At 61.7% G+C, this 22,781-nt stretch carries 19 protein-coding genes; 5 read left to right on the top strand and 14 right to left on the bottom strand.

Annotation, left to right across the window (positions count from 1 at the left end; genetic code table 11):
* Positions 1–39: 39 nt before the first annotated feature.
* Positions 40–1,641 (bottom strand): phytoene desaturase family protein, encoded by a 1,602-nt coding sequence (locus BLV09_RS17195; protein ID WP_146688192.1) that lies wholly within the window; start codon positions 1,639–1,641, stop codon positions 40–42.
* Between the two features lie 249 nt (positions 1,642–1,890).
* On the opposite strand from BLV09_RS17195, the gene BLV09_RS17190 reads away from it, so the two are divergent.
* The gene (locus BLV09_RS17190) at positions 1,891–4,188 is read left to right on the top strand and encodes a spermidine synthase (protein ID WP_174556549.1); all 2,298 of its coding nucleotides are present in this window, start codon (positions 1,891–1,893) and stop codon (positions 4,186–4,188) included.
* Positions 4,189–4,243: 55 nt separating this feature from the next.
* Here BLV09_RS17190 and BLV09_RS17185 read toward each other — a convergent pair whose 3' ends face one another.
* Positions 4,244–6,652 (bottom strand): bifunctional diguanylate cyclase/phosphodiesterase, encoded by a 2,409-nt coding sequence (locus BLV09_RS17185; RefSeq protein ID WP_146691167.1) that lies wholly within the window; start codon positions 6,650–6,652, stop codon positions 4,244–4,246.
* A 339-nt stretch (positions 6,653–6,991) separates the two neighbouring features.
* On the opposite strand from BLV09_RS17185, the gene BLV09_RS17180 reads away from it, so the two are divergent.
* Positions 6,992–7,240, top strand: coding sequence for a hypothetical protein (locus BLV09_RS17180; protein WP_146688191.1), 249 nt, complete (start codon positions 6,992–6,994; stop codon positions 7,238–7,240).
* Between the two features lie 72 nt (positions 7,241–7,312).
* Here BLV09_RS17180 and BLV09_RS17175 read toward each other — a convergent pair whose 3' ends face one another.
* Positions 7,313–8,083, bottom strand: coding sequence for a L,D-transpeptidase (locus BLV09_RS17175; RefSeq protein WP_146688190.1), 771 nt, complete (start codon positions 8,081–8,083; stop codon positions 7,313–7,315).
* 298 nt (positions 8,084–8,381) lie between these two features.
* Between BLV09_RS17175 and BLV09_RS17170 the strand changes: the two genes are divergently transcribed.
* The gene (locus tag BLV09_RS17170) at positions 8,382–8,714 is read left to right on the top strand and encodes a hypothetical protein (RefSeq protein ID WP_100383604.1); all 333 of its coding nucleotides are present in this window, start codon (positions 8,382–8,384) and stop codon (positions 8,712–8,714) included.
* 147 nt (positions 8,715–8,861) lie between these two features.
* Here BLV09_RS17170 and BLV09_RS17165 read toward each other — a convergent pair whose 3' ends face one another.
* The 5 genes from BLV09_RS17165 to BLV09_RS17145 form a co-directional block, all read right to left on the bottom strand.
* Positions 8,862–9,623: an ABC transporter permease gene (locus tag BLV09_RS17165; protein ID WP_100383603.1), complete on the bottom strand. Its 762-nt coding sequence runs from the start codon at positions 9,621–9,623 to the stop codon at positions 8,862–8,864.
* A gap of 164 nt (positions 9,624–9,787) precedes the next feature.
* The gene (locus BLV09_RS17160) at positions 9,788–10,705 is read right to left on the bottom strand and encodes an ABC transporter ATP-binding protein (protein WP_146688189.1); all 918 of its coding nucleotides are present in this window, start codon (positions 10,703–10,705) and stop codon (positions 9,788–9,790) included.
* Positions 10,706–10,914: 209 nt separating this feature from the next.
* On the bottom strand, positions 10,915–11,178 hold the full coding sequence (locus BLV09_RS17155; RefSeq protein WP_244549130.1) for a hypothetical protein: 264 nt from the start codon (positions 11,176–11,178) through the stop codon (positions 10,915–10,917).
* 1 nt (position 11,179) lies between these two features.
* On the bottom strand, positions 11,180–12,304 hold the full coding sequence (locus tag BLV09_RS17150) for a DUF2336 domain-containing protein (RefSeq protein ID WP_100383600.1): 1,125 nt from the start codon (positions 12,302–12,304) through the stop codon (positions 11,180–11,182).
* A gap of 206 nt (positions 12,305–12,510) precedes the next feature.
* Complete coding sequence (locus BLV09_RS17145) at positions 12,511–15,237, bottom strand: ATP-dependent helicase (protein ID WP_146688188.1); 2,727 nt, start codon at positions 15,235–15,237, stop codon at positions 12,511–12,513.
* A gap of 290 nt (positions 15,238–15,527) precedes the next feature.
* Here BLV09_RS17145 and BLV09_RS17140 point away from each other — a divergent pair, with 290 nt between their 5' ends.
* On the top strand, positions 15,528–15,701 hold the full coding sequence (locus tag BLV09_RS17140; protein WP_100387120.1) for a DUF1328 domain-containing protein: 174 nt from the start codon (positions 15,528–15,530) through the stop codon (positions 15,699–15,701).
* Between the two features lie 12 nt (positions 15,702–15,713).
* Here BLV09_RS17140 and BLV09_RS17135 read toward each other — a convergent pair whose 3' ends face one another.
* A complete protein-coding gene (locus BLV09_RS17135; RefSeq protein ID WP_146688187.1) occupies positions 15,714–16,226 on the bottom strand; it encodes a thioesterase family protein in 513 nt (170 codons plus the stop codon).
* A gap of 82 nt (positions 16,227–16,308) precedes the next feature.
* Here BLV09_RS17135 and BLV09_RS17130 point away from each other — a divergent pair, with 82 nt between their 5' ends.
* Entirely contained in the window at positions 16,309–17,727 is a 1,419-nt protein-coding gene (locus BLV09_RS17130; protein WP_100383597.1) for an FAD-binding oxidoreductase, read from the top strand.
* Positions 17,728–17,764: 37 nt separating this feature from the next.
* On the opposite strand, the gene BLV09_RS17125 is transcribed toward BLV09_RS17130, so the two are convergent.
* From BLV09_RS17125 to BLV09_RS17105, 5 genes are all read right to left on the bottom strand, one after another.
* Positions 17,765–18,526 (bottom strand): DUF4239 domain-containing protein, encoded by a 762-nt coding sequence (locus tag BLV09_RS17125; protein ID WP_100383596.1) that lies wholly within the window; start codon positions 18,524–18,526, stop codon positions 17,765–17,767.
* Between the two features lie 101 nt (positions 18,527–18,627).
* On the bottom strand, positions 18,628–18,834 hold the full coding sequence (locus BLV09_RS17120) for a hypothetical protein (RefSeq protein WP_146688186.1): 207 nt from the start codon (positions 18,832–18,834) through the stop codon (positions 18,628–18,630).
* 70 nt (positions 18,835–18,904) lie between these two features.
* Positions 18,905–20,227: a TAXI family TRAP transporter solute-binding subunit gene (locus BLV09_RS17115; RefSeq protein WP_146688185.1), complete on the bottom strand. Its 1,323-nt coding sequence runs from the start codon at positions 20,225–20,227 to the stop codon at positions 18,905–18,907.
* Positions 20,228–20,670: 443 nt separating this feature from the next.
* Positions 20,671–21,063 carry a hypothetical protein gene (locus tag BLV09_RS17110; RefSeq protein WP_100383594.1) on the bottom strand — a complete coding sequence of 131 codons (393 nt, stop codon included), beginning with the start codon at positions 21,061–21,063 and terminating at the stop codon, positions 20,671–20,673.
* Between the two features lie 103 nt (positions 21,064–21,166).
* The gene (locus BLV09_RS17105) at positions 21,167–22,741 is read right to left on the bottom strand and encodes an alpha/beta hydrolase domain-containing protein (RefSeq protein ID WP_146688184.1); all 1,575 of its coding nucleotides are present in this window, start codon (positions 22,739–22,741) and stop codon (positions 21,167–21,169) included.
* Positions 22,742–22,781 lie beyond the last annotated feature (40 nt).

Here is a 22,781-nt window from a genome sequence, read left to right as displayed (position 1 = left end):
CAAATGTTTGGGCGTGGCGTCATCGACCGGGCATTTGCGTCAGCCGAACAGTGCCCGGTGGTCGCGCAGGATCACCTGCGCGGCGTTGTGGCCGGGGGCACCGGTGACGCCGCCGCCGGGATGGGCGCCGGAGCCGCAATGGTAGAGGCCCTTCAGGGGCCCGCGATAATCCGCGTGGCCGAGCATCGGACGCGCCGAGAACAACTGGTTCAGCGTCAGCGCGCCGTGGAAGATATCGCCGCCGAGCAAACCGAACTGGCGCTCGAGATCGAGCGGCGACAGGATCTGCCGGCCGATGACGCTTGCGGCGAAACCCGGCGCGTAGCTGTCCACCGTCGCGACCATGAGATCGGCGACCTCCTCGCGATGATCGTCCCATGATTTGCCGTCCGGCAATTCCGGAGCGACGTGCTGGCAGAACAGGCTGGCGACATGCTGGCCGGACGGGCTTAGCGTATCGTCCAGGGTCGAGGGGATCAGCACCTCGATCACGGGTTTGCGGCTCCAGCCATAGTCGCGCGCGTCCTGCCAGGCGCGGTCCATATAGCGGAGGCTTGGCGCGATGATGATGCCGGCGGTGAGATGATCGCCGGTGCCCGGCAGCGCCGTGAACGAGGGCAGGGCGTTCAACGCGACATTCATCCGGAACGTGCCGGAGCCGTTGCGCCAGTGCCTGATGCGGTCGAGAAATTCCGCCGGCAGCGCGCCTGATGGCACCAGGCGGGTGTACAGCAGTTTCGGGTTGACGCCGGAGACGACATATCTGGCGCGGATGGTTTCGCCATTGTCGAGGATCACGCCGGCCGCGCGGTCGCGCTCGACGATGACTTCGCGCACGCCGGCGTCGAGGTTGATGTCGGCGCCGTGTTCGCGCGCCGCCTTCGCCATCGCCTGCGTGATCGCGCCCATGCCGCCGATGGCATGACCCCAGACGCCCTTCTTGCCGTTCACCTCGCCGAACGCATGATGCAGCATCACGTAGGCTGAACCCGCGGCGTAAGGGCTGGCGTAGTTGCCGACGATGGCGTCGAAACCGTACAGCGCTTTCAGCAGTTCGCTTTCGAACCGCTCGTCCAGCATCTCGCCGGCGGAGCGCGTGAACAAATCGAGCAGGCTGCGCTGCTGTTCCAGCGTCAGCCGCCGCAGGATGTTGGCCGTGCCGAGCGCGTTGAAAGCTTCGCGGACGGAGCCAGCGCCAAAACCCTCAACGAGGTTCGGCGGCGCGCGCAGCACGAACTGCCGCAGCACGTCCGCGATTGCCTCGAGCTCGCGCGAAAACGCATCGATGCGGCCGGCATCGCGTTCGCTGAGTTTGGCGACCGATTGATAGGTGCGGCCTTCGCCGGTCAGGAGATAGCTGCCATCGGGGGCGGGCAGGAAATTCTGCGCGCGCCGTTCGACGATGCGCAGGCCGTGATCGGCCAGTTTTAGATCGGCGATGATCTGCGGATTGAGCAGGCTGACGGTGTAGGCCGCGACCGAATTCCGGAATCCGGGGTGGAATTCCTCCGTCACCGCGGCGCCGCCCGCCACCTTGCGGCGCTCGACCACCTTGACGCGCAGGCCGGCCATCGCGAGGTAGGCCGCGCAAGTGAGGCCGTTATGCCCCGCGCCGATAATGATTACGTCGGTTTCCGTCATGTGTGGTTCATGGTCCTGTCATTCCGGGATGGTCCGAAGGACCAGACCCGGAATCTCGAGATTCCGGGTTCGCATCTTCGATGCGCCCCGGAATAACGTTTAATGCTGCACCAGTTTCTACCGAAGACGTCGAAGCGAGCACAGCGATAAGTGATAATCGTTGCATTGCACCCGCATTGCCCGTGCGGTCTCGATATGGTCCATTGCCGTACCGCCCCCGGTGCCAGCCGGGTTCAAGCCGGAGTTTTCATGACCTCACCTGATATGCCCGCCGTCACGGGGAAGCCTTCTGCGTCGCGAAACCGGCTTATACTGATCGTCTATACGGCGGCTATCTTTGTCAGCGCGCTTTTATTGTTCTCGGTGCAGCCGCTGTTCACCAAGATGGTGTTGCCGCGGCTCGGCGGTTCGCCGGCGGTGTGGTCGGTGGCGATGGTGTTCTTCCAGTCGCTGCTGCTCGCGGGCTATGCCTATGCGCATTACCTGATGCAGATGCGCAATCGCGCCATTCCGGTCGCGGTGCATCTGGTGTTGCTGGTGGTCGCCTTGCTGACGCTGCCGCTGTCGATTGCCAGCGGCTGGGGCGAGCCGCCGTCAAGCGGCTATGCGTTCTGGCTGCTCGGGCTGTTCGTGGTCTCGATCGGGCTGCCGTTCTTTGCGCTCGCCGCCAACAACCCGCTGTTGCAGGCCTGGTTCGTCCGCACCGGGCATCCCAACGGTCCGGATCCCTATTTCCTGTATGCCTCGTCGAATATCGGCAGTTTCCTGGCGCTGCTGTCCTATCCGGTGCTGCTGGAGCCGATGTTCACGCTGCGCACGCAAAACCTGATCTGGACCGGCGGCTATGGGGTGCTGATCGTTCTGATCGCGAGCTGCGGGGTGTTGCTGCTGCGCTCGCCGGCGATGGCGGCGGTCGATACGCTCGCCGGGGATTCCGATGCGCCGGCGCCGGCCTGGATACTGCGCGCGCGCTGGATCTTCCTGGCCGCGGTGCCGTCGGGCCTTTTGATCGCCGTCACCGCGCATATCTCCACCGATGTCGCCGCAGCGCCGCTGCTATGGGTGCTGCCGCTGTCGCTTTATCTCTTGACCTGGGTGCTGGTGTTCCAGTCGCGGCCGCTGTTGCCGCACCGCTGGATGCTGATGGCGCAACCGCTGGCGATAACAGGCGTCATCGTGCTGCTTGCGATCGGCGGCGAACAGAATCTGCTGCTGACGCTCGGCGGGCATCTGCTTTGTTTTTTCATCATCGCGATGGCCTGCCATGGCGAGCTGGCGCGGACACGGCCGGCCGCGAAATATCTCACCGGCTTCTATGTCGCGCTGTCGTTCGGCGGCATGGTCGGCGGATTGTTCGCGGGGCTGATCGCGCCGTTTACGTTCTCATGGGTCGCGGAATATCCGATCCTGCTGGCATTGGCGGCGTTGTGCCGTCCGCCCGGCGGTGCCGAGCGTCTGCCGCGCTGGAGCGGCTGGTACTGGCCGTTTCTCGCGGTGCTCGCGCTGGCCCTGATCGCGCCGTCCTGGTCGGACGGCACGCTCGCGAGCAAAATCATGGCCTGGCTCGATGACAACAGGGTCTGGGTGATCGGCGCGGTCGGCCTACTGTCAGCGGTGCTGGCGCTTGGATTGAACGCGAACCGCTGGAAGATCTTCGCAACCGTCGCGGTGGCGCTGGTGCTGATTCGCGCCTACCCGTCCGACGACGGGCGGGTGGAAACCGTGCGCAGCTTTTTCGGCGTCCACAAGATCGTGGTCACGCCGCACGGCCAGTATCATGTGCTGATGCATGGCACCACGATCCATGGCGCCCAGAAATTCCAGAACGACGACGGCACGCCGGTTACCGGACGGCCCGAGCCGATCTCCTATTACCACAAGGACGGCGGCATCGGGCAGGCGATCACGGCGATACGCGAGCGCAAGGGTGGCCCCATTCGCGTGGCGGTGATCGGTCTCGGCGCCGGCACGCTGACCTGTGCGTCGGAGCCCGGCGAGAACTGGAAGTTCTTTGAGATCGATCAGTCGATGGTCGATACCGCGCGCGACCCCAGATATTTCACCTTTATCAGAAATTGCGAGCCGGACCTGAAGCCGGTCATGGGCGATGCGCGGTTGACCTTCGCGAAGGAGCCCGATGGCATCTATGATTTGATCATCGTGGATGCCTATTCGTCGGACGCAATCCCGATTCATCTCGCCACAAGAGAGGCGATGGCAATCTACAAGGCCAAGCTCGTGCCACAGGGCGCGGTGCTGATGCACGTCTCCAACCGGCATCTGGAGCTCGCGAGCGTCGTTGTCGGCATCGCCGAGGCCAACGATCTCAAGAGCTGGGTCTACAGCGAGGACTCTAACCGCGACAGCGAATACATCTTCCCGACCTCGGTCGTGGTCTCGGCGCGAGAGGAAGCCGATGTCGGCAAGCTGGCGTCATCGGATGTGTGGGAGCAGACCGCTGCCGACAAGCAGCAGCGGATCTGGACCGACGACTATTCTAACGTGCTTGGCGCGGTCTACCGGCGGCTGCGCGACGGCGAACAGTGACGCTTGGTCAGGCGTTCATCCGTCAGAGCGTCCGAAAACGCTGTGAGCGTTATGCTCAGGCGCTTTTCGCGCGCGGCGCGGGCGCTGCTTCCGGTGCGTCGTCGACGACCATCTCGCGGTGGGTGAGATGGCGAAAATTGTTGATCGCGGCTGGGCGTCCAAGCAGATAGCCCTGGACTTCGTCGCAGGCCTCGTCGCGCAGGAACTGCAGCTCGGCATCGGTCTCGACGCCTTCGGCCAATACCGGCAAGCCCAATCCGCGTCCGAGCCCCAGCACGGCCCGGACGATCGTCGCGGCCTGGCTGTTGGAATTGACCGACCTGATGAACGAGCCGTCGATCTTGATCTTGTCGAACGGAAATGCCCGCAAGTTCGAGAGCGATGAATAGCCGGTGCCGAAATCATCCATGGCGATGCGGACGCCGAGCGCCTTGACCAGCCGCAGCGTGGTGAGCGCCCGGTTGAAGTCGCGCACCAGTGCCGTTTCGGTGATCTCGATCTCGAGGCGCTTCGGCGACAGCCCGGTGTCCAGCAGGGTTTGATGAAGCTGCTGCACAAAGTCAGGATTGTAAAGCTGTACGGCGGAGACGTTGACGGCAACCGTGAGCGGCTGCTCCCAGCTTGCAGCTTCCCGGCAGGCAGCCTGGATCACCCAATCGCCGATTTCGAGGATCGAGCCGCTTTCTTCCGCGATCGGGATAAACACCGCTGGCGAAATGTCGCCGCGCGCGGGGTGCTTCCAGCGCAGCAACGCCTCGAAACCGGTCATGGCCTGGCTGCGCACGCCTTTCTGCGGCTGATACACCAGCCGCAATTCGTTGCGCGCAATCGCCAGCCGCAGATCGTGCTCCAGCATCCGTCGTTCCCGGATCGCGGTGCCCATGCTCGCTTCAAAGAAGCGATAGGTGTTGCGGCCATCGGTCTTGGCGCGATAGAGCGCGGTATCGGCGTGGCTGAGCAGGGCTTCGCGATCTATGCCGTCATCGGGGCAAATCGCAATGCCGATGCTGGTCGAGATGCTGTTGGTTTCCAGCGTATCGTTGGCCGCGTGCAGCGCTTCCAGAATGGTCTCGGCAAGGCGGCCGGCCTGTTCCGGATCCGTGACGCGGGGCATCAGGATCGCGAACTCATCGCCGCCCAGCCGCGCCATCATCTGGCCTTCGGCGAGCACCGCGGTGACCCGCGAAGCAACGGTCTGAAGCACCGTATCTCCGGCTGCGTGGCCGAACAGGTCGTTGACTTCCTTGAACCGGTCGAGATCGAGATAGAGCACGGCCAGGCTTTCGCTGCCGGCCAGATCCGCGATTTCCTGTTCGATCCGCGCGTTGAAATTGCTGCGATTGGGAAGCGACGTCAGCGCGTCGTGGTGCGCGAGATAGTGAATATGCTGCTCGGCCTCCTTGCGCGCCTGCAGATCGCGGACTGCGACGACCTGGTGAGGCCGGCCGGAGAAGATGATCGGCCGCAACAGCAACTCAACGGCGGTTATCGAGCCGTCGGAATGGCGCAAGGCGGTTTCAACCACTTGATTGGACCCGGCCAGCAGCCTGGCCCGCGCAGCCTTGTCCGGAAAGCAGTTTTCCAGTCTGACGCCGACGAGGGTGGAAGCGGGAACGCCCGCAAGATGAGCAAAGCTGGTGTTGACCGAGACGATGGTCTCGCCGTCGCAAACCAGAAGTCCCTCCACCGACGCGTTGGCGAGCTCGCGCATGCGATCGACTTCAAGCTCGGAGCGGCGCTCGTCGCGGACGTCGAGCACGATCGCTGCCAGCCCGAGAGCGATAATCACCACGCTGGCGCAGGCCACCGCCACCGCAAGCCATCCGGCAGGCAGCGTCGACAGCGGAACTTCGATGGCCGCATAGGGAATGATCGAGACCGCGGCCATCGCCGTGAAGTGATGGGAGCAGATCGCAAGCGTCAGCAGAAGCGCGCCTCCGATCTTCCATTTCTGGTCCGTGCCATGAAGGCCGACAGGAAGCGCGGTCGCGCCCAGAACAGCGCCAATCACGATCGATGCAACGACAAGGGTGGGATCCCACAACACGATGCCGGCGATTTCGAATGCCGCCATGCCGAGATAATGCATCGCTGCGATCCCGCCTGCGACGATCGCGCCGCCGATCCATGGCCCATGGCGCCAGTTCGGAATCAAGGACACCGACAATCCGGCGCCGGTCAGCAGGATGGCTGCGAGCAGGGACAGAATGGTCAAAGCGATATTGTAGCCGCTCGGAATTCCCGGCGTGAATGCCAGCATCGCGATGAAATGCGTCGCCCAGATGCCGAAGCCTGTCGAGATGGCCGACACGGCAATCCACACCAGGCGCATGCGACCGGTGGATTTGCGGGCGTGGCGCAACAGGTTGATCGCGGCGAGCGACGCCAGAACGCAGATAAAGGCAGCGAGACCGACGAGGCTGAAATCGTGGGCGTCCGCGATGCAATTATAAACTTTCAACATCATCAAACCGCATGGGCGGAGATACCGCGATGACCTCCATGGCTAGAGGCTAATCGTGTAAGAAGCGGTAAAGCCACGCGTTTGGAGGCGCTTGCGCAGGGCAGAAATGCCGGCGTGTCATGGAACGTGCCGGTCTTGGTTACCCGCACGTCAACGCAATGCGTACAGCACGGACTAATTTATCGGCTGGTAATCATGCGTGCTTCGCATTGGCCGCTCCAAGGAGGCCAGGGCGGCCGTTCATCTTAGCAAAACCAAACCGGCCCTTGATCGAGGGCGGAACTTGCTGTCAAATCGCAGTGCTCAAATCCCGATAACGGGGCGGTCAAGGAGAGAGACATGTTTAAAAGTGTATTTCTAGCGGCAATGATTGCGACCTTCGCCGTCGGTACGGCGATGGCGCAGGAAACCTGCGAGAGCAAAGCGGTTGGCAAGGACGGCAAGGCGCTTGCCGGCGCGGCGAAGACCTCATTCATGAAGAAATGCATGGCCGATACCTGCGCCACCAAAGCGGTGAGCGCGGAAGGCAAGCCGCTCGCCGGCGCGGCCAAGACCAGCTTCATGACGAAGTGTGAAAAGGGCGGCTAAGGCCCCGTTGGGCGATCACGCGCGATCGCCCAATAAATAAGCTCCAATGAATCGCCCGCGGCGCTGTTCGCGTTAGTCGAACAGCCCGCGCGGCTGATACGGCCGCGGTGCATAAGCCGGCGGCGCATATTGAAGCGAATTGCCTCGGTTATCGTAATATTGCGGCTGCTGTTGCGGATAGGCCTGTGCATCGTAGAGGCGCCGGCTGCTGCGCGGCGCCGGATAGCGCGCCACATCCGAGCTGCCATCGGCCGGATAGATGTAACCGTCATCGGGGCGCTGTGCATATTGGCCGGGCGCCTGCTGCTGTGGGGTCAGCATGACGGGATCGCCGACGGCGTTGTTGTACTGCGAGTCGGGATCGCGGCGCGTGACGGCGGTATTGGCCCGGCCGCGCGGATTGCGCGTCAGCGCGATCTGGGATGACCCGGTCAACGTCACGGTGGTGTTGAGCACGCCTTCTTTTTCGACCAGCGCATAAAGCGTCGTGGCGTTGGCGCGGGAAAGACGGACGCAGCCATGGGAAACCGGCGTGCCGAGGTGGCCTTCGGACTCGGTGCCATGGATGGCATGACCGATTCTGGTGAAGAAGATCGAATGCGGCATCGGCGCGTCGTCGAATTCCTTGGAGTAGTGATCTTCCTCCATGCGGAATGTACGGAAGGTGCCGTTCGGCGTCTCATGTGAGGGATTGCCGGTCGAGACCGGCCACTGGTAGCGTTCGACGCCGTCGACTGCGACGGTCATCAGCTGGTTATTTTTATCGACGGTGATTTCGACTTTGGCCTGCGCGGCGGTGGCAACCAGCATCAGACCAGCACAAGCAACAAGGAAGGAACGCATTTACTTTCGGCCTCCAGGCCCTGATTACAGCGTATTAACCGCAGCGCCGCTCTCACCGTCTCCCGCATCATTATGCGCTGAATCAGGTTTCGGTTCCAGTGGCCTGTTTATCCATCGTTAATACTTAGCCGGGCGCAATCAAGGCGTAGACGGGGTTTAATCCGGCGCGCCGAGTTACTTTTTCGCGAGGTCTGCGCCCGCGCGGTCGTGAATCCGTCATGCTCACGCAACCTTTTGGCCGTACCGGCGTTGATCAAGTGCGCCCCAGTGGCCACCACATTGAGCACAAGGAATTCAGATGACGACGAAGATCAGGGCATTGACGCTGCCAACTCGCTCCGCCCAGAGGACTTACCTCGCGACCGCGGCCTTTGCCCTCGCATTGCTGGCGCTTCCCCATCTCGGGCACGCTCAAGGAATTGTCGGTGGGGCCGAGCAAGGTTCACGAGAGGGCGGCCGCGCGGCCGGTCCGGTCGGCGCTGTCGTTGGTGGCGCCGTTGGAGCGGGTGTCGGCGGCGCGGTCGGAGCCGTGGATGGGGTTCTCGGAATTCCGAACCGCGGCTATTATCACCGCGGCTATGGCTGCCGCGGCTACTATAACCGCTACCACCACTTCCACTGTTATCGGTAATCCCTCTATAGCCTTCGTCGTCATTCCGGGGCGATGCAAAAGCATCGAACTACGATGTGCAATTGCACATCTGAGAATCTCAAGATTCCGGGTCTGGTCCTTTGGACCATCCCGGAATGACGTGTCGATGGCGAATGACGCCCGGCGTCAGTTCTTTAGCCGGTAGCCGGTCTTGAAGATCCACCACACCGCGATCATGCAGACGACGAGGAAGGCCGTCGTCATGGCGATACTCACGCCGACGTTGACGTCGGCGATGTCATAGAAACTCCAGCGGAAGCCAGAGATGAGATAAACCACGGGATTGAGCAGCGTGATGGTGCGCCACACCGGTGGCAGCATGTTCACCGAGTAAAAGCTGCCGCCCAGGAAGGTCAGCGGCGTCACCACCAGCATCGGGATCATCTGCAGCTTCTCGAAGCCATCGGCCCAGATGCCGATGATGAAACCGAACAGGCTGAAGGTCACCGCCGTCAGCACCAGGAAAACCAGCATGAACAGCGGATGATGGATCTTCAGCGGCACGAACAGGCCGGCGGTTGCGAGAATGATCAGGCCGAGGATGATCGATTTGGTGGCGGCGGCGCCGACATAGCCGAGCACGATTTCGAAATACGAGATCGGTGCCGACAATATCTCGTAGATCGTGCCGACGAATTTCGGAAAGTAGATGCCGAACGAGGCGTTGGCGATGCTCTGGGTCAGTACCGACAGCATCACCAATCCCGGCACGATGAAGGTGCCGTAGCTGACGCCTTCGACCGAGGTGATGCGCGAGCCGATCGCCGAACCGAACACCACGAAATACAGCGACGTCGAGACCACCGGCGAGACGATGCTTTGCAGCAGCGTGCGCCAGGTTCGCGCCATTTCAAACAGATAGATCGCGCGGATTGCCCGGAAGTTCATGGCGCCCTCACTAGTGCTCGGATTTCGAAGTTCGCACACATTCGCGGAGCCTCCGATGCGAACTTCGAAATCGAAGGAGCACTAGCAAATCTATAATTCTGGTGCGGCATTTGAATTTGAAGTTCCTATGACGAGGACGCGGCAACCTGATAGGAACTTCAAATTCACCGCACCAGGCTGACGAAAATGTCTTCCAGCGAACTCTGGTTGGTATCGAGATCGTAGAAGCGGATGCCGGCGCCGCGGAGGTCGCTGAGCAGGCTGGTAATGCCGGTGCGGTCACCCTTGGTATCGTAATTGTAGGTCAGTTCAGTGCCGTCGCCGGATAGTTCGAGGTTGTAGGCCGCAAGCGGCGCTGGAACGCAATCGATCTTGCCCTGCAAATGCAACTTGAGCTGTTTCTTGCCGAGCTTGTGCATCAGGTTGGCTTTTTCCTCGACCAGGACGATCTCGCCCTTGTTGATGACGCCGATCCGGTCGGCCATCTGCTCGGCTTCTTCGATGTAATGCGTGGTCAGGATGATGGTGACGCCGGAGGCCTGCAGCGCCCGCACTACCTCCCACATGCCCTTGCGCAATTCGACATCGACGCCCGCGGTCGGCTCGTCGAGAAACAGGATTTGCGGCTCATGCGACAGCGCCTTTGCGATCATCACCCGGCGCTTCATGCCGCCGGACAGCGTGACGATCTTGTTGTCCTTCTTGTCCCACAGCGACAGGTCCTTCAGGACCTTTTCGATATGCGCAGGATTTTTCGGTTTGCCGAACAGGCCGCGGCTGAAGCTCACCGTCGCCCACACCGTCTCGAAGGCGTCGGTGTGCAATTCCTGCGGCACCAGCCCGATCAGTGAGCGCGCCGCGCGATAGGAGCCGATGATGTCATGCCCCTCGATCGATACGGTGCCTTCGCTCGGGTTGGCGATGCCGCAGATGATGCTGATCAGCGTGGTCTTGCCGGCGCCGTTCGGCCCCAGCAGCGCGAAAATCTCGCCGCGCTGGATCTCGAGATTGATGCCCTTCAGCGCCTTGAAGCCGGAGGCATAGGTCTTCGACAGATTTGCAACAGATATGATTGGTGACATGCGGGGCTGAATAATCTGAATTGGAAAGGCGGGAAAGCGTAAAGCGGCAGGTCGGCCGGCTCGGGGGGCGAGCACCGACAGATAGGAACGCGCGCGCCATCCTGCAAGCGCCGCCAGACCCGAGCTGTGTACTTACAAAGGGACGTTAGCCGGCTTGAACCGGGCTCGGATTCAATGAAGTCGCTGTGAATCCGAGGGCGGTGTCGTATTTACCTGAAATATTCGGTGACGATGTGCAGGTCGGACGAGGCGGCCGCTGTCCCGTTCAGGCTGGCGTCAATGACCCGCCGGCAGACCTCGACGGTGGCCTGGTCGCCGAGATCGTTGGCGGCTTCAAGAACGATCCAGGCCGCATCCAGCGGTTTGTCCGTCCTCGGTTCGGCGGAAAGGACACCGAAGCGCTCCGAGGCGTCTGCGCCGAATGCAATTACGTTCATTGCCGATATCTCCCCCACCAATTCCAGATCCGCCATCTCATTGCATCATGAGCGCGGGCTTGCGTTCGGTATCGGAATCCGCGTCCCCGCCATTCTTGCGAGACTGATAGAATTCCAGGACGGTCCGCGATGTCTCGACGTTGAGACGGCCAAACTCGGTTTCGGTGTCCTTGAGATCTTTTGCGGTGATGCGGTGATCTTTCGCGCCGAGAAAAAGCAACGCCATTGTGGTGGCCCACGAAAAGTCGAGGGACTTGGCCAGAATCAGCAGCGTTTCCCTGTTCTTGTCGAACAGAGCCCGCTCGATCACGTCGCTCGGTAATGAGCACAGCAGCGACAGCCCGATCGTGACTTCCTCCAGCCGATGGGCCTGGGCATATCCGGATATGCTGTTCTCGTTCAGATTGCCTTCCCGATGCTGCGTCGCCACCAGCCGTTTTGCGACGAAATAGCCGCGCGACACCGGTCCAAACTTGGACTGCAGCGCGCCCGTGACATCGGACACCGAGGACTGAATGTGGTCGACCATCGCGGGGCGTTCCTGCTGCAGCCGCTTCTTCACGTCGTCCGACGCCTTGGCGATCAATTGCTGGAAAATATGCCGCGGGATGTCCTCGCGCAGGCCGAGCTTCTCGGCGAGAATGGAATCGCCTTCGGCCCGCTGGATCATGTGCAGAAAGCCGGATTCCGAGAAACGCGCACCGCTGTTGTTCGCGACGGAATTCACGACCTCCTTGTTGCCGCGCGTCACCAGTACGTCCGTGACCCTCTCCTCGATTGATTTGCGTTTCGAGATCGCGAGCATATGCGTCTGGCCCTTGGTGCAGGCATTGGCGACCAGGGCGTAAGCCTCGAGCCGCTCCGATTCCTGGAGCACGGGACCGGCGACTTCGATCGAATCGTCAAAAGCGAGTTTATGGATGATATTGACCGGGGCGCGGTCGAAGCGGGCCAGCCGTTTTGCAAGCTCGGTGCGGGCTACGACTTCGATCTCATCCGCAAGCCGACCGATGACCTCGCCAAAGGTCCATATCTCGTCGTCGCTGTACCGGCCGGCAATCATTAGATTAGTTGTATGCCACAACGCCCGCGAGCGGCTCTCCGGCGTTCCTCGCGAGACGGCCTCGTCGAGCTCCTGGAGAAACGAACTTGCCTCACTCATTTTCAAACCTTAAATCGCGCTTGATAAACTCGCACCAACGATATTGGCGCTTACCATATCGAGCACACGCGATTTTTCCGTAAAGGTAGCGGGTAAGTATTTTTCTAAAAGTTCATTAAAACGCGCCGGCGTTTGTTAATTCTCTATTAGTCTTTCCCGCGTGGCGCCCGCGCAAGCCGTGACATTTCCCGGCGCTTTTTCGCGGCCTAGGTCCGCTCGACGAAACTGTCGACGACTTTCTTCTCGCCGGCTTTTTCGAAGGCGATGGTGAGCTTGTTGCCGTCGATTTTCACCACATGGCCATAGCCGAATTTCTGGTGGAACACGCGGTCGTCCAGCGAGAATTCCGATGTCGTGCCGGTGGATTTCGCGACCAGTTCGCCTTCGATCACCATCGGGCCGCGCTTGTTGCGCGAGAACCCGCCTGCGTCGCCCCGCGAGCTGGCATCGCTGCGCGAGCCTGAGAAGGGCGACGGGTCCTCGTTGAAGCCGCCGCCGGCCTGGCCTTGCCGATTTTCCTGGCGGCCGCCTTGGCCGCGTGCGCGATTGGCCTGTGCCCGTTGCCAGCCCGGCGTCGTATAGCTTGAGCCGAACGATTCCACATTGTCGAAACGCGAGGGGCCGTAGCCGCTGCTGCCGCCCCAGCCCGAACCGCCCTTGGATTCCGTGATCTCGACATTGTGTGCCGGCAATTCGTCGAGGAAGCGCGACGGGATGGTGGTCGACCACGTGCCGTGGATCCGCCGGTTGGTGGCGAAGTAGAGTTTCGCGCGACGGCGGGCGCGGGTCAGCCCGACATGGGCCAGACGTCTCTCTTCCTCCAGCCCGGCGCGGCCCTGTTCGTCGAGTGTGCGCTGGCTCGGGAACAGGCCTTCCTCCCAGCCGGGCAGGAAGACGTTGTCGAATTCGAGCCCCTTGGCCGAATGCAGCGTCATCAGCGACACCGCCTCGTCCTCGGCGCCACCGTCGCGGTCCATCACCAGCGAGATATGCTCGAGGAAACCTTGCAGGTTCTCGAATTCCTCCATCGAGCGCACCAGCTCCTTGAGGTTTTCGAGGCGGCCGGCGGCGTCGGCGGAACGATCCTTCTGCCACATTTCGGTGTAGCCGCTTTCGTCGAGCACGATTTCGGCGAGTTCGGTGTGCGTGGTCACCTCGCGCCGCGCGCGCCAGCGATCGAAATTGATGATGAGATCGCGCAGCGAGCCGCGCGCCTTCGGCTTCAATTCGTCGGTCTCGACCACGGCGCGGGCGGCCTCGAACAGTGGAATGCGGCGCTTGCGGGCGTGGTCGTGCAGCATCTGCACGGTGGCATCGCCAAGGCCGCGCTTGGGCACATTGATGATGCGCTCGAAGGCGAGATCGTCCGCCGGCGAGTTGATGGTGCGCAAATAAGCCAGCGCGTCGCGTATTTCGGCGCGCTCATAGAATCGCGGGCCGCCGATCACGCGATAGGGCAGGCCGAGCGTGACGAAGCGATCTTCGAATTCGCGCATCTGGAACGACGCGCGCACCAGGATCGCGACGTCGTTGAGATTGTTGCCGGCGCGCTGCAACTCCTCGATCTCCTCGCCGATGGCGCGGGCTTCCTCTTCGGAATCCCAGGAACCGGTGACGGTGACCTTTTCGCCGTCGACATCCTCGGTGCGCAGCGTCTTGCCGAGCCGGCTTTCGTTGTGCGCGATCAGATGCGAGGCGGCGGCGAGGATGTGGCCGGTGGAGCGGTAGTTGCGCTCGAGCCTGATAACCTTGGCGCCGGGAAAATCGTGATCGAAGCGCAGGATGTTGTCGACCTCCGCGCCGCGCCAGCCATAGATCGACTGATCGTCGTCGCCGACGCAGCAGATGTTTTTCGGAGGAGCGGCGAGGGCAGGCTGGGAAGGAGGCGTCATTCCGGGATGCGCTGGAAGCTCCGCTTGAGCGGCGACACCACGCTCGTCATTCCGGGGCGCACCGTTAGGTGCGAACCCGGAATCTCGAAGTGAGTCCTCCTCATCTCCAGATTCCGGGTTCGTGCCTTCGGCACGCCCCGGAATGACGGGAGAGTCAACGCGCTCCGGTATGACGGGTGAGCCGGTGTGGCCGGGAATGATCGATGAAAGAGGCGCGCCGGGCTTGGACGGCGCCTGTGCCAAAAGCCGCAGCCACAGATATTGCGCGACGTTGGTGTCCTGATATTCGTCCACCAGAATGAATTTGAAGCGGCCCTGGTATTGCCGCAACACGTCGGGGTGCTCGCGAAACAGCCGGATATTCTCCAGCAGCAGATCGCCGAAATCGGCGGCGTTGAGGATCTTCAGCCGTTCCTGATAGCTGGCGTAGAGCTTGCCGCCCTTGCCGTTGCCGAACACGGCGGCTTCGCCCGGCGGCACCTGCGACGGCGTCAGTCCGCGATTCTTCCAGCCGTCGATCAGGCCGGCGAGCATGCGGGCCGGCCATCGCTTGTCGTCGATGTTCTCGGCCTGCAACAATTGCTTCAGCAGGCGGATCTGGTCATCGACATCGAGCACGGTGAAATTGGATTTCAACTGCACCAGCTCGGCATGGGTGCGCAGGATGCGTCCGCCGATCGAGTGGAAGGTGCCGAGCCACGGCATGCCTTCGACGGCCTGGCCGAGCATCTGGCCGAGCCGCAGCTTCATCTCCCGCGCCGCCTTGTTGGTGAAGGTGACGGAGAGGATTTCGCCCGGCCGGGCGCGGCCCTGGCTCAGGATGTGGGCGATCCGGCAGGTCAGCACCCGGGTCTTGCCGGTGCCGGCGCCCGCCAGCACCAGGACCGGCCCATCCAGCGTTTCCACCGCCTCGCGCTGCTCGGGGTTAAGCCCGGCGAGATATTGCGGCGTGGCAGCCGCCCGCGCACGCGCGGCGATGCCGCCAGCAGCGGGCTGGTGGTCGGGGACGCTGGGGTGGCTCAGTCTGTTCGGCTCGGTCATGCGAATCGTCTTAACCCCCACGATGGCACCGTGGAGCCGTGAAGGGGAGCCTTCATAGCAGGAATGAACGGCATATAGGGCTTCAATGGCCGATTTGACAGGAGTTATCCCGGCGCCGTTTCCGTTCTCCGGACCTGATTTCGTTCCGCCAAAACGGGGTCTTTTTTGCGGTTTTGGGGCCTGGAACTGGCTGGAACTTTCGTTCCCGGGCCGGATTAGTTTGGCAGCCGATGTGCAATGCTCTTGAAGGCCGTGCATCGAAACAGAATTTGGAAACAGAGGTACTGATCATGTTGAGCTGGGTCGTTACTTTCCTGATCATCGCGTTGATTGCCGGTATTTTGGGCTTTGGCGGCCTCGCCGGCGCATCGATCGAAATCGCCAAGATCATCTTCTTCGTCGCCATCGTGCTGTTTCTGGTCTCGGCCGTGGTCGGTTTGGCGCGCGGGCGCACCCGGGTTTAGCCGCTAAAATACCTATTTCGAGGGCATCGCGATCTTTCGGCCGATGCCCTCGGGGCGCGGAATAGCTGCATGGGCGCTTGCGACGGCCTCGATACGGGCGCGAATATCGGCCGGAAACGGTGCGGTCTTTCGTGCGCTCATGTCGATGTGAATGGTCATGTTTTCCGACGTGGCGGACAGCCAGCCCTCGGTGGCGTGGCGCAATTCCTCAAACGTATGCAGCCGTTTTTCATCGGCGGCCACCAGCAGGATCGAGACCTGCACGGGATCGCCGAGGTGGATTTCGCGCAAATACCGCACATGGCATTCGGCGGTGAAGGTCGAGCCGTGGCGCCCCTTCATATAGGCCGGCCCGATCCCGAGTTTGAGCCATAATTCGTCGATGGCACGGTCGAACATCACATTGTAGTAGGCCATGTTGAGATGGCCGTTGTAGTCGATCCATTGCGGCTCGATCTGCATCACCGACGACAGGAACGGCGTGGGCCGCAACAACGCATCCTCAGGGGTATCAGTGCTCGTCATTCCTCATTCCCGCCGGTTCGCATGATCTCTTGACCCCTTATATATCCTTTGCCACGGTCTTCCGAAGTTTGGAGGAATTTACGTGGCAACGACCAATACCAATCATCCCAAGCGGCCGGAGCCGCAGGCGCTGGCAAGCGCGATCGAAGCGCTCGCGGCGCGGTTCGGCAACCGGCTGATCACCTCGCAGGCGGTGCGCGACCAGCATGCGCATACCACGACCTGGCTGGCGCCGCAGCCGCCGGACGCGGTGGTGATGGCGCAGGAGACATCAGACATTCAGGACGTGGTGCGAATCTGCGCGAAGAATAGCGTACCGGTGATCGCATTCGGCACCGGCACCTCGCTCGAGGGCCAGGTCAACGCGCCGGCCGGCGGCATCTGCATCGATCTGCGCGACATGAACCAGGTGCTTGCGGTGCATCCTGAAGATCTCGACTGCGTGATCCAGCCCGGCATCACCCGCAAGACGCTGAACGAGCATTTGCGCGACCAGGGCGTGTTCTTCCCGATCGATCCCGGCGCCGATGCCTCGCTCGGCGGCATGGCGTCCACCCGGGCGTCGGGCACCAATGCGGTGCGCTACGGCACCATGCGCGACAACGTGCTGGCGCTCAAAGTGGTGCGCGGCGACGGCGAGATCATCACGACCGGCACGCGGTCGAAAAAATCCTCGGCCGGCTATGACCTGACGCATCTGTTCGTCGGCGCGGAAGGCACACTCGGGATCATCTCCGAACTCACCATCAAGCTGCGCGGCATCCCCGAAACCATCGCGGCCGCGGCCTGTTCGTTCGACAGCGTTCGTGGCGCCTGCCAGGCGACGATCCTGGCGATCCAGACCGGGATTCCCGTCGCGCGCATCGAACTGCTCAACGCCGAACAGGTGCGCGCCTGCAATTCCTACTCGAAATTGTCGCTGCCGGAGACGCCGCTATTGCTGCTGGAATTCCACGGCAGCGAGAACGAGGTCGCTGAGCAGTCGAAGAATTTCAGCGAGATCGCCAAGGAGTGCGGCGGCGGCGATTTCACCTGGACCACGCGGCCGGAGGATCGCACCAAGCTGTGGCAGGCGCGGCACGATGCCTACTGGTCGGTGAAGGCGCTGCGTCCCGGCGCGGGCGTGGTGGCCACCGACGTCTGCGTGCCGATCTCGCGGCTGGCCGATTGCGTGACCGAAACCGAAGAGGATCTGAAGCGCCTGCGGCTGCAATCGCCGATCGTCGGCCATGTCGGCGACGGCAATTTCCACTGCTCGCTGCTATGCGACGTCGACGACCGCGACGAGATGGCGCGCGGCGAGGATTTCATGCACCGGCTGGTCGAACGCGCGCAGGCGATGGGCGGGACCTGCACCGGCGAGCACGGCATCGGGCAGGGCAAGCAGAAATACCTCAAGGCCGAACTCGGCCCCGAGGCGCTCGACGCCATGCGGGCGCTGAAGCAGGCGCTCGATCCGCAGAATATCTTCAATCCCGGAAAGATCGTGCCGGCGGCGTAGCGGCTGCCTTCACAAGCCGCGATGGGCGCGCCCGCTGTTATGGCGGCAGCGGCAAGAGCGCGCTTCGCAGGGTTGTGCTTGAAATCTGCATGAGGCCCGTGAAGGGGTTATCCAGCTCCAGAATCAGAAAAATCGCGCAGGCAAACGACAGCGCGCATATGAACAAAGAGGCCATGACGATCAAATTGGCGCGAACGAACAGAGTGAAGCTCACGAAAATCGCGCCAAGCCAGAACACCAGAATGATCAAAAACGGCGTCGGGATCGCGCCGCCGGTTTGTGCAAACAACTGCAGCCGGGTCTGCGCGCCATCGGTGAAGGCCTGAATGGCGCGGGATTGGATCGAGCGTTGCAGATCATTGCTCGGCGTGAGCCGTTCCAGTTTGTCTTCGAACGCCAACGCCTCGGCCGTCGCCTCGAACTGAACGGACTTGCCGGTCGGGACCTCTTCCTCGTGCCAGATCCGGTTGGCCAATGGCTGGATGCTCTGCCGCAGCAGATTTCGGACTGGAATGGCTTCAGGACCATATTGCGCCAGCAGATCGTCGAGCAGGATCACGCTGGCGGTCACTTGCCTGACCTGGCTGGTTTTCTGATCGAACGAGCTTTTTGCCGATGCGATCAAGAGGCCGAGCACCAGCGCGGTCAAGGTGCCAATCAGGCCCGTTGCCATCTTTACAACGTCCTTGGAGTCCGGATGCAAATGATGTTCCGACAACAAGGGTCGAACAGCCATGCCAGCCAGGGCGCCGCCACATATCAACGCGAACACAAGGAGCGAGATCAGCAGATCGTTCATGGCCTGTGGTCGCTTCCGCAGTTCGGTCCTGACGAATCGCTACGGCATCGTGCGATCCGCGGGTGAGGCTGCATGTTCTAAGCTGATGCGTCGCAGACCGGTCAGTACACCCTGCGGCGAACAACGGCCCGCCGTGGCGCAACAACCACGGGACGGACAACTGGACGTGCGACGGCGACCGCAGCCCCGCCCGCGCCGACGCAGCCTGCGCGATACACACCGCGAGCGCAGACGACCGCGCTTGCTTCCATGGCGCTCAGGGCGATGAAGCTTCCGGCGAGCAATACAGAGATGATAACAAGTTTCATGACGGTTCTCCTTGAGGTGGAAGCCAAGTTTGGAAGCTAAGTAAAGACGTCGCTCAAGCTAAGAGGCCGCTCAAGCGGCGGAGGCGACCGTGGGCTTCTTCGCAAGCATCGTTCGTCGATCGTGAATCAGGCTCTCCAGCCGATGGGCTGCTACATTCAATGTCGCGTCATCCACCGCGCGCTCGTCTCCGCCGGCGGATTTGGCGCGCTGTGTTTTGAGGATGTCGTCAATTTCGTCTTCGATATCCAATAGCTCAGCCTCGGTGCCGGCCTTGCGGATCCGGCGCCCCAGCGCATAGAGAGAATCCAGCGGGCCGTCCCGGGTCAGGGGCTCGCCCAGTCCCAGAAATTTCCAGGCCGCGGCAAACACCGTGGCAGCGCCGCCCAGCGCCATTGGCGTCAGATAAATCCAGTTGCTGTATTCATCCATGAAGCTCTGCTGGGTGCCGTTGTAGAACGCCGCGGCGCCCGGATGCAGGGCGAGGTAAGCATCCGCGTCCGTACTGGGCGCGGCGATCTGTGCAAAAATCGGCTGCTCCGCCATGAGATCCCTGCGGACGTTCATGATCGTCTGCGTGAGGGTCCCGATCAGATCGGAGCTAAGCTTCTTTTGCGCGACGAGATATAGAGAGGTTCTCAACGTGGTCAGGTCATCCTCCGGGATCGGCGGCGCTCCCCGCAACGTGCCCTTCGGGACGTCGAAACTTTCATAAGCGCGTTCTTCTTGCGCGATGGCCCCTGCGGAATCGATCGGGATCAGTACCGGCGACGCTTTCGGGCCCTGCTGAAAGAAACCTCGCACCAGCGTCAAATATTTTTCAGCTAGCGGGATCACGACAAGCAGCGCACTGACCTCCTTGGATTGAATGGCTTGCCGCGCGTCCGACAGGGCGATATCCTTGAACATCTTCTCACGATCGAATCCATATTCCTTGCTCAGCACGTCGACGATTTTGGCATTGGAGTCGCCGCCGATCACGCCCACGCGGCGACCCTTCAATTTGTCCATGCTGTCGATGGTCGACCCCGGCGGCGCGATGATGAGCGCGACCATATGGCTCACAACGACGACGGCTCGCGCCTGTGACAGGTCGCCGACATCGCCGCGCACCACGGCGAGGTCTGCCTTCCCCGCCGAAAAAGCCTTGGCGGCTTCAAGCGCGGTGCCGCTGTCGATCACCTTGAGCCGAACGGACGCGTTGATCGTAACCAGCCGGCTTGCAATGGCCGACATTGCCTTGGCGGCCTCACCGTCGATCGAGCCCACCGCCACGGTCAGCGTTACCGGTCGTGTATAGTATCGATAGGCGATGAAGCTTGCGCCTGACACAAGACCGACAACACCGAGAAGCAGGATAAAACGAAGCCAGAGCGGCAAATTTCGCGAAACCATGCTCGTCACTCCTCACACGCCGTCGGACTGCCGTGCATCCGCGGGGCAGGCCGGATGCGAAACGCTATGTTGGCTCCAAGATTACGCGTTCGTGTCCTATCAACCGCAATGACGGAAGTTTGTGGTGGATCAATTCGAGAATTGAGATTTTCGATAAATAAACAAGCGATCTGATGCTGCGTCGATCGAGACCGACGCCAACCGTTATCCGAAAACACGTCAGGCATGCTGACGTTCGTAGCTCATTGAAAATTCTGCACCCTATACCAAGCGGGAGCAAGCACGATCATCGCAGCGTTGCGAAAGGTGCGTCAAGAATCTCGGCGAGATTGTCAAACGAGATTGTCAAAAAGTGCTGCGGCGATTTCGCAGACGCTGGAAAGCGGAAGCAAAGCGCGAATTGATCGCGCTTTCTGATCCGATGGCGGTCGCTACCGCCGGATTCAGCTACTCTGCAGCGTGGCGTGATCTGTCTCCATCGACTGATTGCCGGTCGTGGGATCGGTAATAACGGTGCTGACCGTCATCTTGCCGGCGCTGGTGAGTTGCATCTGAGAATTGCCGATGCGGAAGACGTTATTAGTGTTGATGTAGATGCGCCCGGTCTGCAGGCCGCCATCGGCACTCTGAAAGCGAACGTTGGCCCGGTAGCCGCTGACGTTTGAAATGGCGATCGTGATCGGCTTGCCGTTGGAGTCCGTTGAGGTCCATGTGCCCTGCCATTGCGTCGGATCGACATTGGCAAACTTTGAGCCGGGCGGGATCGAGGCCTGCGTCGGGGCCGAATAGGCCGATTGCAGAATGCTGAAGATGTTGGTCGTTGACACTGTTGCCATCGGTGTTCTCCGCGGGCTCGGATGAAGGGCGGTGAGGACACTACTGGCAGAATAAAATTAATCGTTGATTAACCCTGACCGGACACTTCGCCGCATTTCTGGTTTATGGCGCTGGCGTGCGCCACAGCGGACTTGCGGCGGCCGATTGAATGATGACGGCCGCATCTTCCGGCAACAGGAAGCCATCGTGTTCGAGGTCGCGGGCGGCGCCTCGGATGAGGTTCACGTAGTCATTGCGGGTCTTGTAGCGTTCCAGCACCGGACGATGGGTGTCATGTTTGGCGTCGGCATCGGCCTGGGTTCGCGGAAACGCGACGTAAGCACCGGCCAGCATGCAGGTGAACGAGAGCGGCGGGTTCTGCTGGGCGTTGGCGCCGAGCGGGGCCTGCATGTCAGGCAGCCGCACACCGCCGAGCGCGTTGCCGTCGGCATCGCGCTTCGGAATCTGGATCACGGCCTTGGGCAAATTGGACGGCGCGCGCAGCACCATCGGATTGTTGCCGGCCGGCTCCAGCGGCATCAACCGGCTCGGCGGCGGCTCGGTACCCTTGGCGACCCAGTCGTCGAGATGCAACAGCGTCGCGCGCGAAACCGGACTCCAGTCGAGCGTCGCCGGCGGCAGGTCACACTTGGCCTTGGGCAGAACCGCGTGCGAAGCGCCGGCGATGTCGTACATCCGGACATTGGGTGGGATCGGCAGATCGCTGGTGCCGCCGTCGCCGCCGGTTCGTCCCAGCGAGGCACGCAGCGAATAGAAGTCGGTGGTCGAACTGAGCATGAGCATCAGTGGCGGCTTCTCGCCGCGATCCTTCACATGCTTGATGATCTCTCCGATGGTCAGGACCCCGTTGTGGACGCCGGGAAATTCCGGATTGGCAAAGTCTGGCGCGCCGGTGGCACTGGATTGCGGGCCGGTGCTCGACTGCATGATCGGCAACATGCCGGCGCCGGAGACGAACACATGCATGCCGTCGAACACGCGGCGGCCTTCGGCCATGTTGAAGCCGTTATAGAGGAAGGTCTTGAGGTAGCGGCCGGACTGCGACTTGCCGGAGGCCAGCGCGTGCTTGATCGCACCATGCAGTGGGTTGGCCGTGCCGGCGGTATCCGCCGTCGCGTTCTTGAGGAAATCGGCGGCGTCGCGGACGATGGCGAAGCCGACGCCCTCGATGAAATGCTTCTGCTCCGAACTGTCGATGAAGGTCGGCAAATCCGCGCCCTGGCCCATCTCCCATTGCACCTCGGCGGTGGCAAAGCCGTGATCCTGCAGGAAGCCGGTGCCGACGTCATTGGTGCCGGATTCAAACGGTTCGTCGCGCGGGCTGTTGTACAGAGCTTGCGCATAGACGCGGCCGCGGTTGGGAATATCGACCAGTAACGTGCCGTTGCCGTCCTTCGGGTTCTTTGGAAAAATCAGCGAGATCTTGGCTGAGTATTCGACCATGCCACGGGCGTTCTTCGCCGCCTTGTCGAGATCGGGGATTTTCTCGGTCGGCTGCAATTCGCCGGTGATGCGGCCCTGCCACCAGACGAATTCGCCCGGCTTGAATGTGCCGTAGCTTTGCTGTGAGGTAATTTCCAGCCTGGTGAGTTTTGCGGCGGCAGGAGTCGGGAAACCAATTCCGTAGCCGAGGGCCGCGATCAAAGCCACTGCGGGGTTGAAGCCAAAGCGCGCCATCACACAACTCCGGGATGAAAGATGCGGCGCACCTTACAGC

The sequence above is a fragment of the Bradyrhizobium canariense genome, assembly GCF_900105125.1.
In the GTDB taxonomy this organism is placed as follows: Bacteria; Pseudomonadota; Alphaproteobacteria; order Rhizobiales; family Xanthobacteraceae; genus Bradyrhizobium; species Bradyrhizobium canariense_A.
The sequence above is the reverse complement of the archived record's forward strand: the minus strand, read 5'-3'. Positions and strand labels throughout refer to the sequence as shown.

Excerpts from the sequence above, each read along its gene's own strand:
- BLV09_RS17195 (WP_146688192.1), bottom strand. The coding sequence starts at position 1,641 with ATGACGGAAACCGACGTAATCATTATCGGCGCGGGGCATAACGGCCTC.
- BLV09_RS17190 (WP_174556549.1), top strand. The coding sequence starts at position 1,891 with ATGACCTCACCTGATATGCCCGCCGTCACGGGGAAGCCTTCTGCGTCG.
- BLV09_RS17185 (WP_146691167.1), bottom strand. The coding sequence starts at position 6,652 with ATGTTGAAAGTTTATAATTGCATCGCGGACGCCCACGATTTCAGCCTC.
- BLV09_RS17180 (WP_146688191.1), top strand. The coding sequence starts at position 6,992 with ATGTTTAAAAGTGTATTTCTAGCGGCAATGATTGCGACCTTCGCCGTC.
- BLV09_RS17175 (WP_146688190.1), bottom strand. The coding sequence starts at position 8,083 with ATGCGTTCCTTCCTTGTTGCTTGTGCTGGTCTGATGCTGGTTGCCACC.
- BLV09_RS17170 (WP_100383604.1), top strand. The coding sequence starts at position 8,382 with ATGACGACGAAGATCAGGGCATTGACGCTGCCAACTCGCTCCGCCCAG.
- BLV09_RS17165 (WP_100383603.1), bottom strand. The coding sequence starts at position 9,623 with ATGAACTTCCGGGCAATCCGCGCGATCTATCTGTTTGAAATGGCGCGA.
- BLV09_RS17160 (WP_146688189.1), bottom strand. The coding sequence starts at position 10,705 with ATGTCACCAATCATATCTGTTGCAAATCTGTCGAAGACCTATGCCTCC.
- BLV09_RS17155 (WP_244549130.1), bottom strand. The coding sequence starts at position 11,178 with ATGGCGGATCTGGAATTGGTGGGGGAGATATCGGCAATGAACGTAATT.
- BLV09_RS17150 (WP_100383600.1), bottom strand. The coding sequence starts at position 12,304 with ATGAGTGAGGCAAGTTCGTTTCTCCAGGAGCTCGACGAGGCCGTCTCG.
- BLV09_RS17145 (WP_146688188.1), bottom strand. The coding sequence starts at position 15,237 with ATGACCGAGCCGAACAGACTGAGCCACCCCAGCGTCCCCGACCACCAG.
- BLV09_RS17140 (WP_100387120.1), top strand. The coding sequence starts at position 15,528 with ATGTTGAGCTGGGTCGTTACTTTCCTGATCATCGCGTTGATTGCCGGT.
- BLV09_RS17135 (WP_146688187.1), bottom strand. The coding sequence starts at position 16,226 with ATGACGAGCACTGATACCCCTGAGGATGCGTTGTTGCGGCCCACGCCG.
- BLV09_RS17125 (WP_100383596.1), bottom strand. The coding sequence starts at position 18,526 with ATGAACGATCTGCTGATCTCGCTCCTTGTGTTCGCGTTGATATGTGGC.
- BLV09_RS17120 (WP_146688186.1), bottom strand. The coding sequence starts at position 18,834 with ATGAAACTTGTTATCATCTCTGTATTGCTCGCCGGAAGCTTCATCGCC.
- BLV09_RS17115 (WP_146688185.1), bottom strand. The coding sequence starts at position 20,227 with ATGGTTTCGCGAAATTTGCCGCTCTGGCTTCGTTTTATCCTGCTTCTC.
- BLV09_RS17110 (WP_100383594.1), bottom strand. The coding sequence starts at position 21,063 with ATGGCAACAGTGTCAACGACCAACATCTTCAGCATTCTGCAATCGGCC.
- BLV09_RS17105 (WP_146688184.1), bottom strand. The coding sequence starts at position 22,741 with ATGGCGCGCTTTGGCTTCAACCCCGCAGTGGCTTTGATCGCGGCCCTC.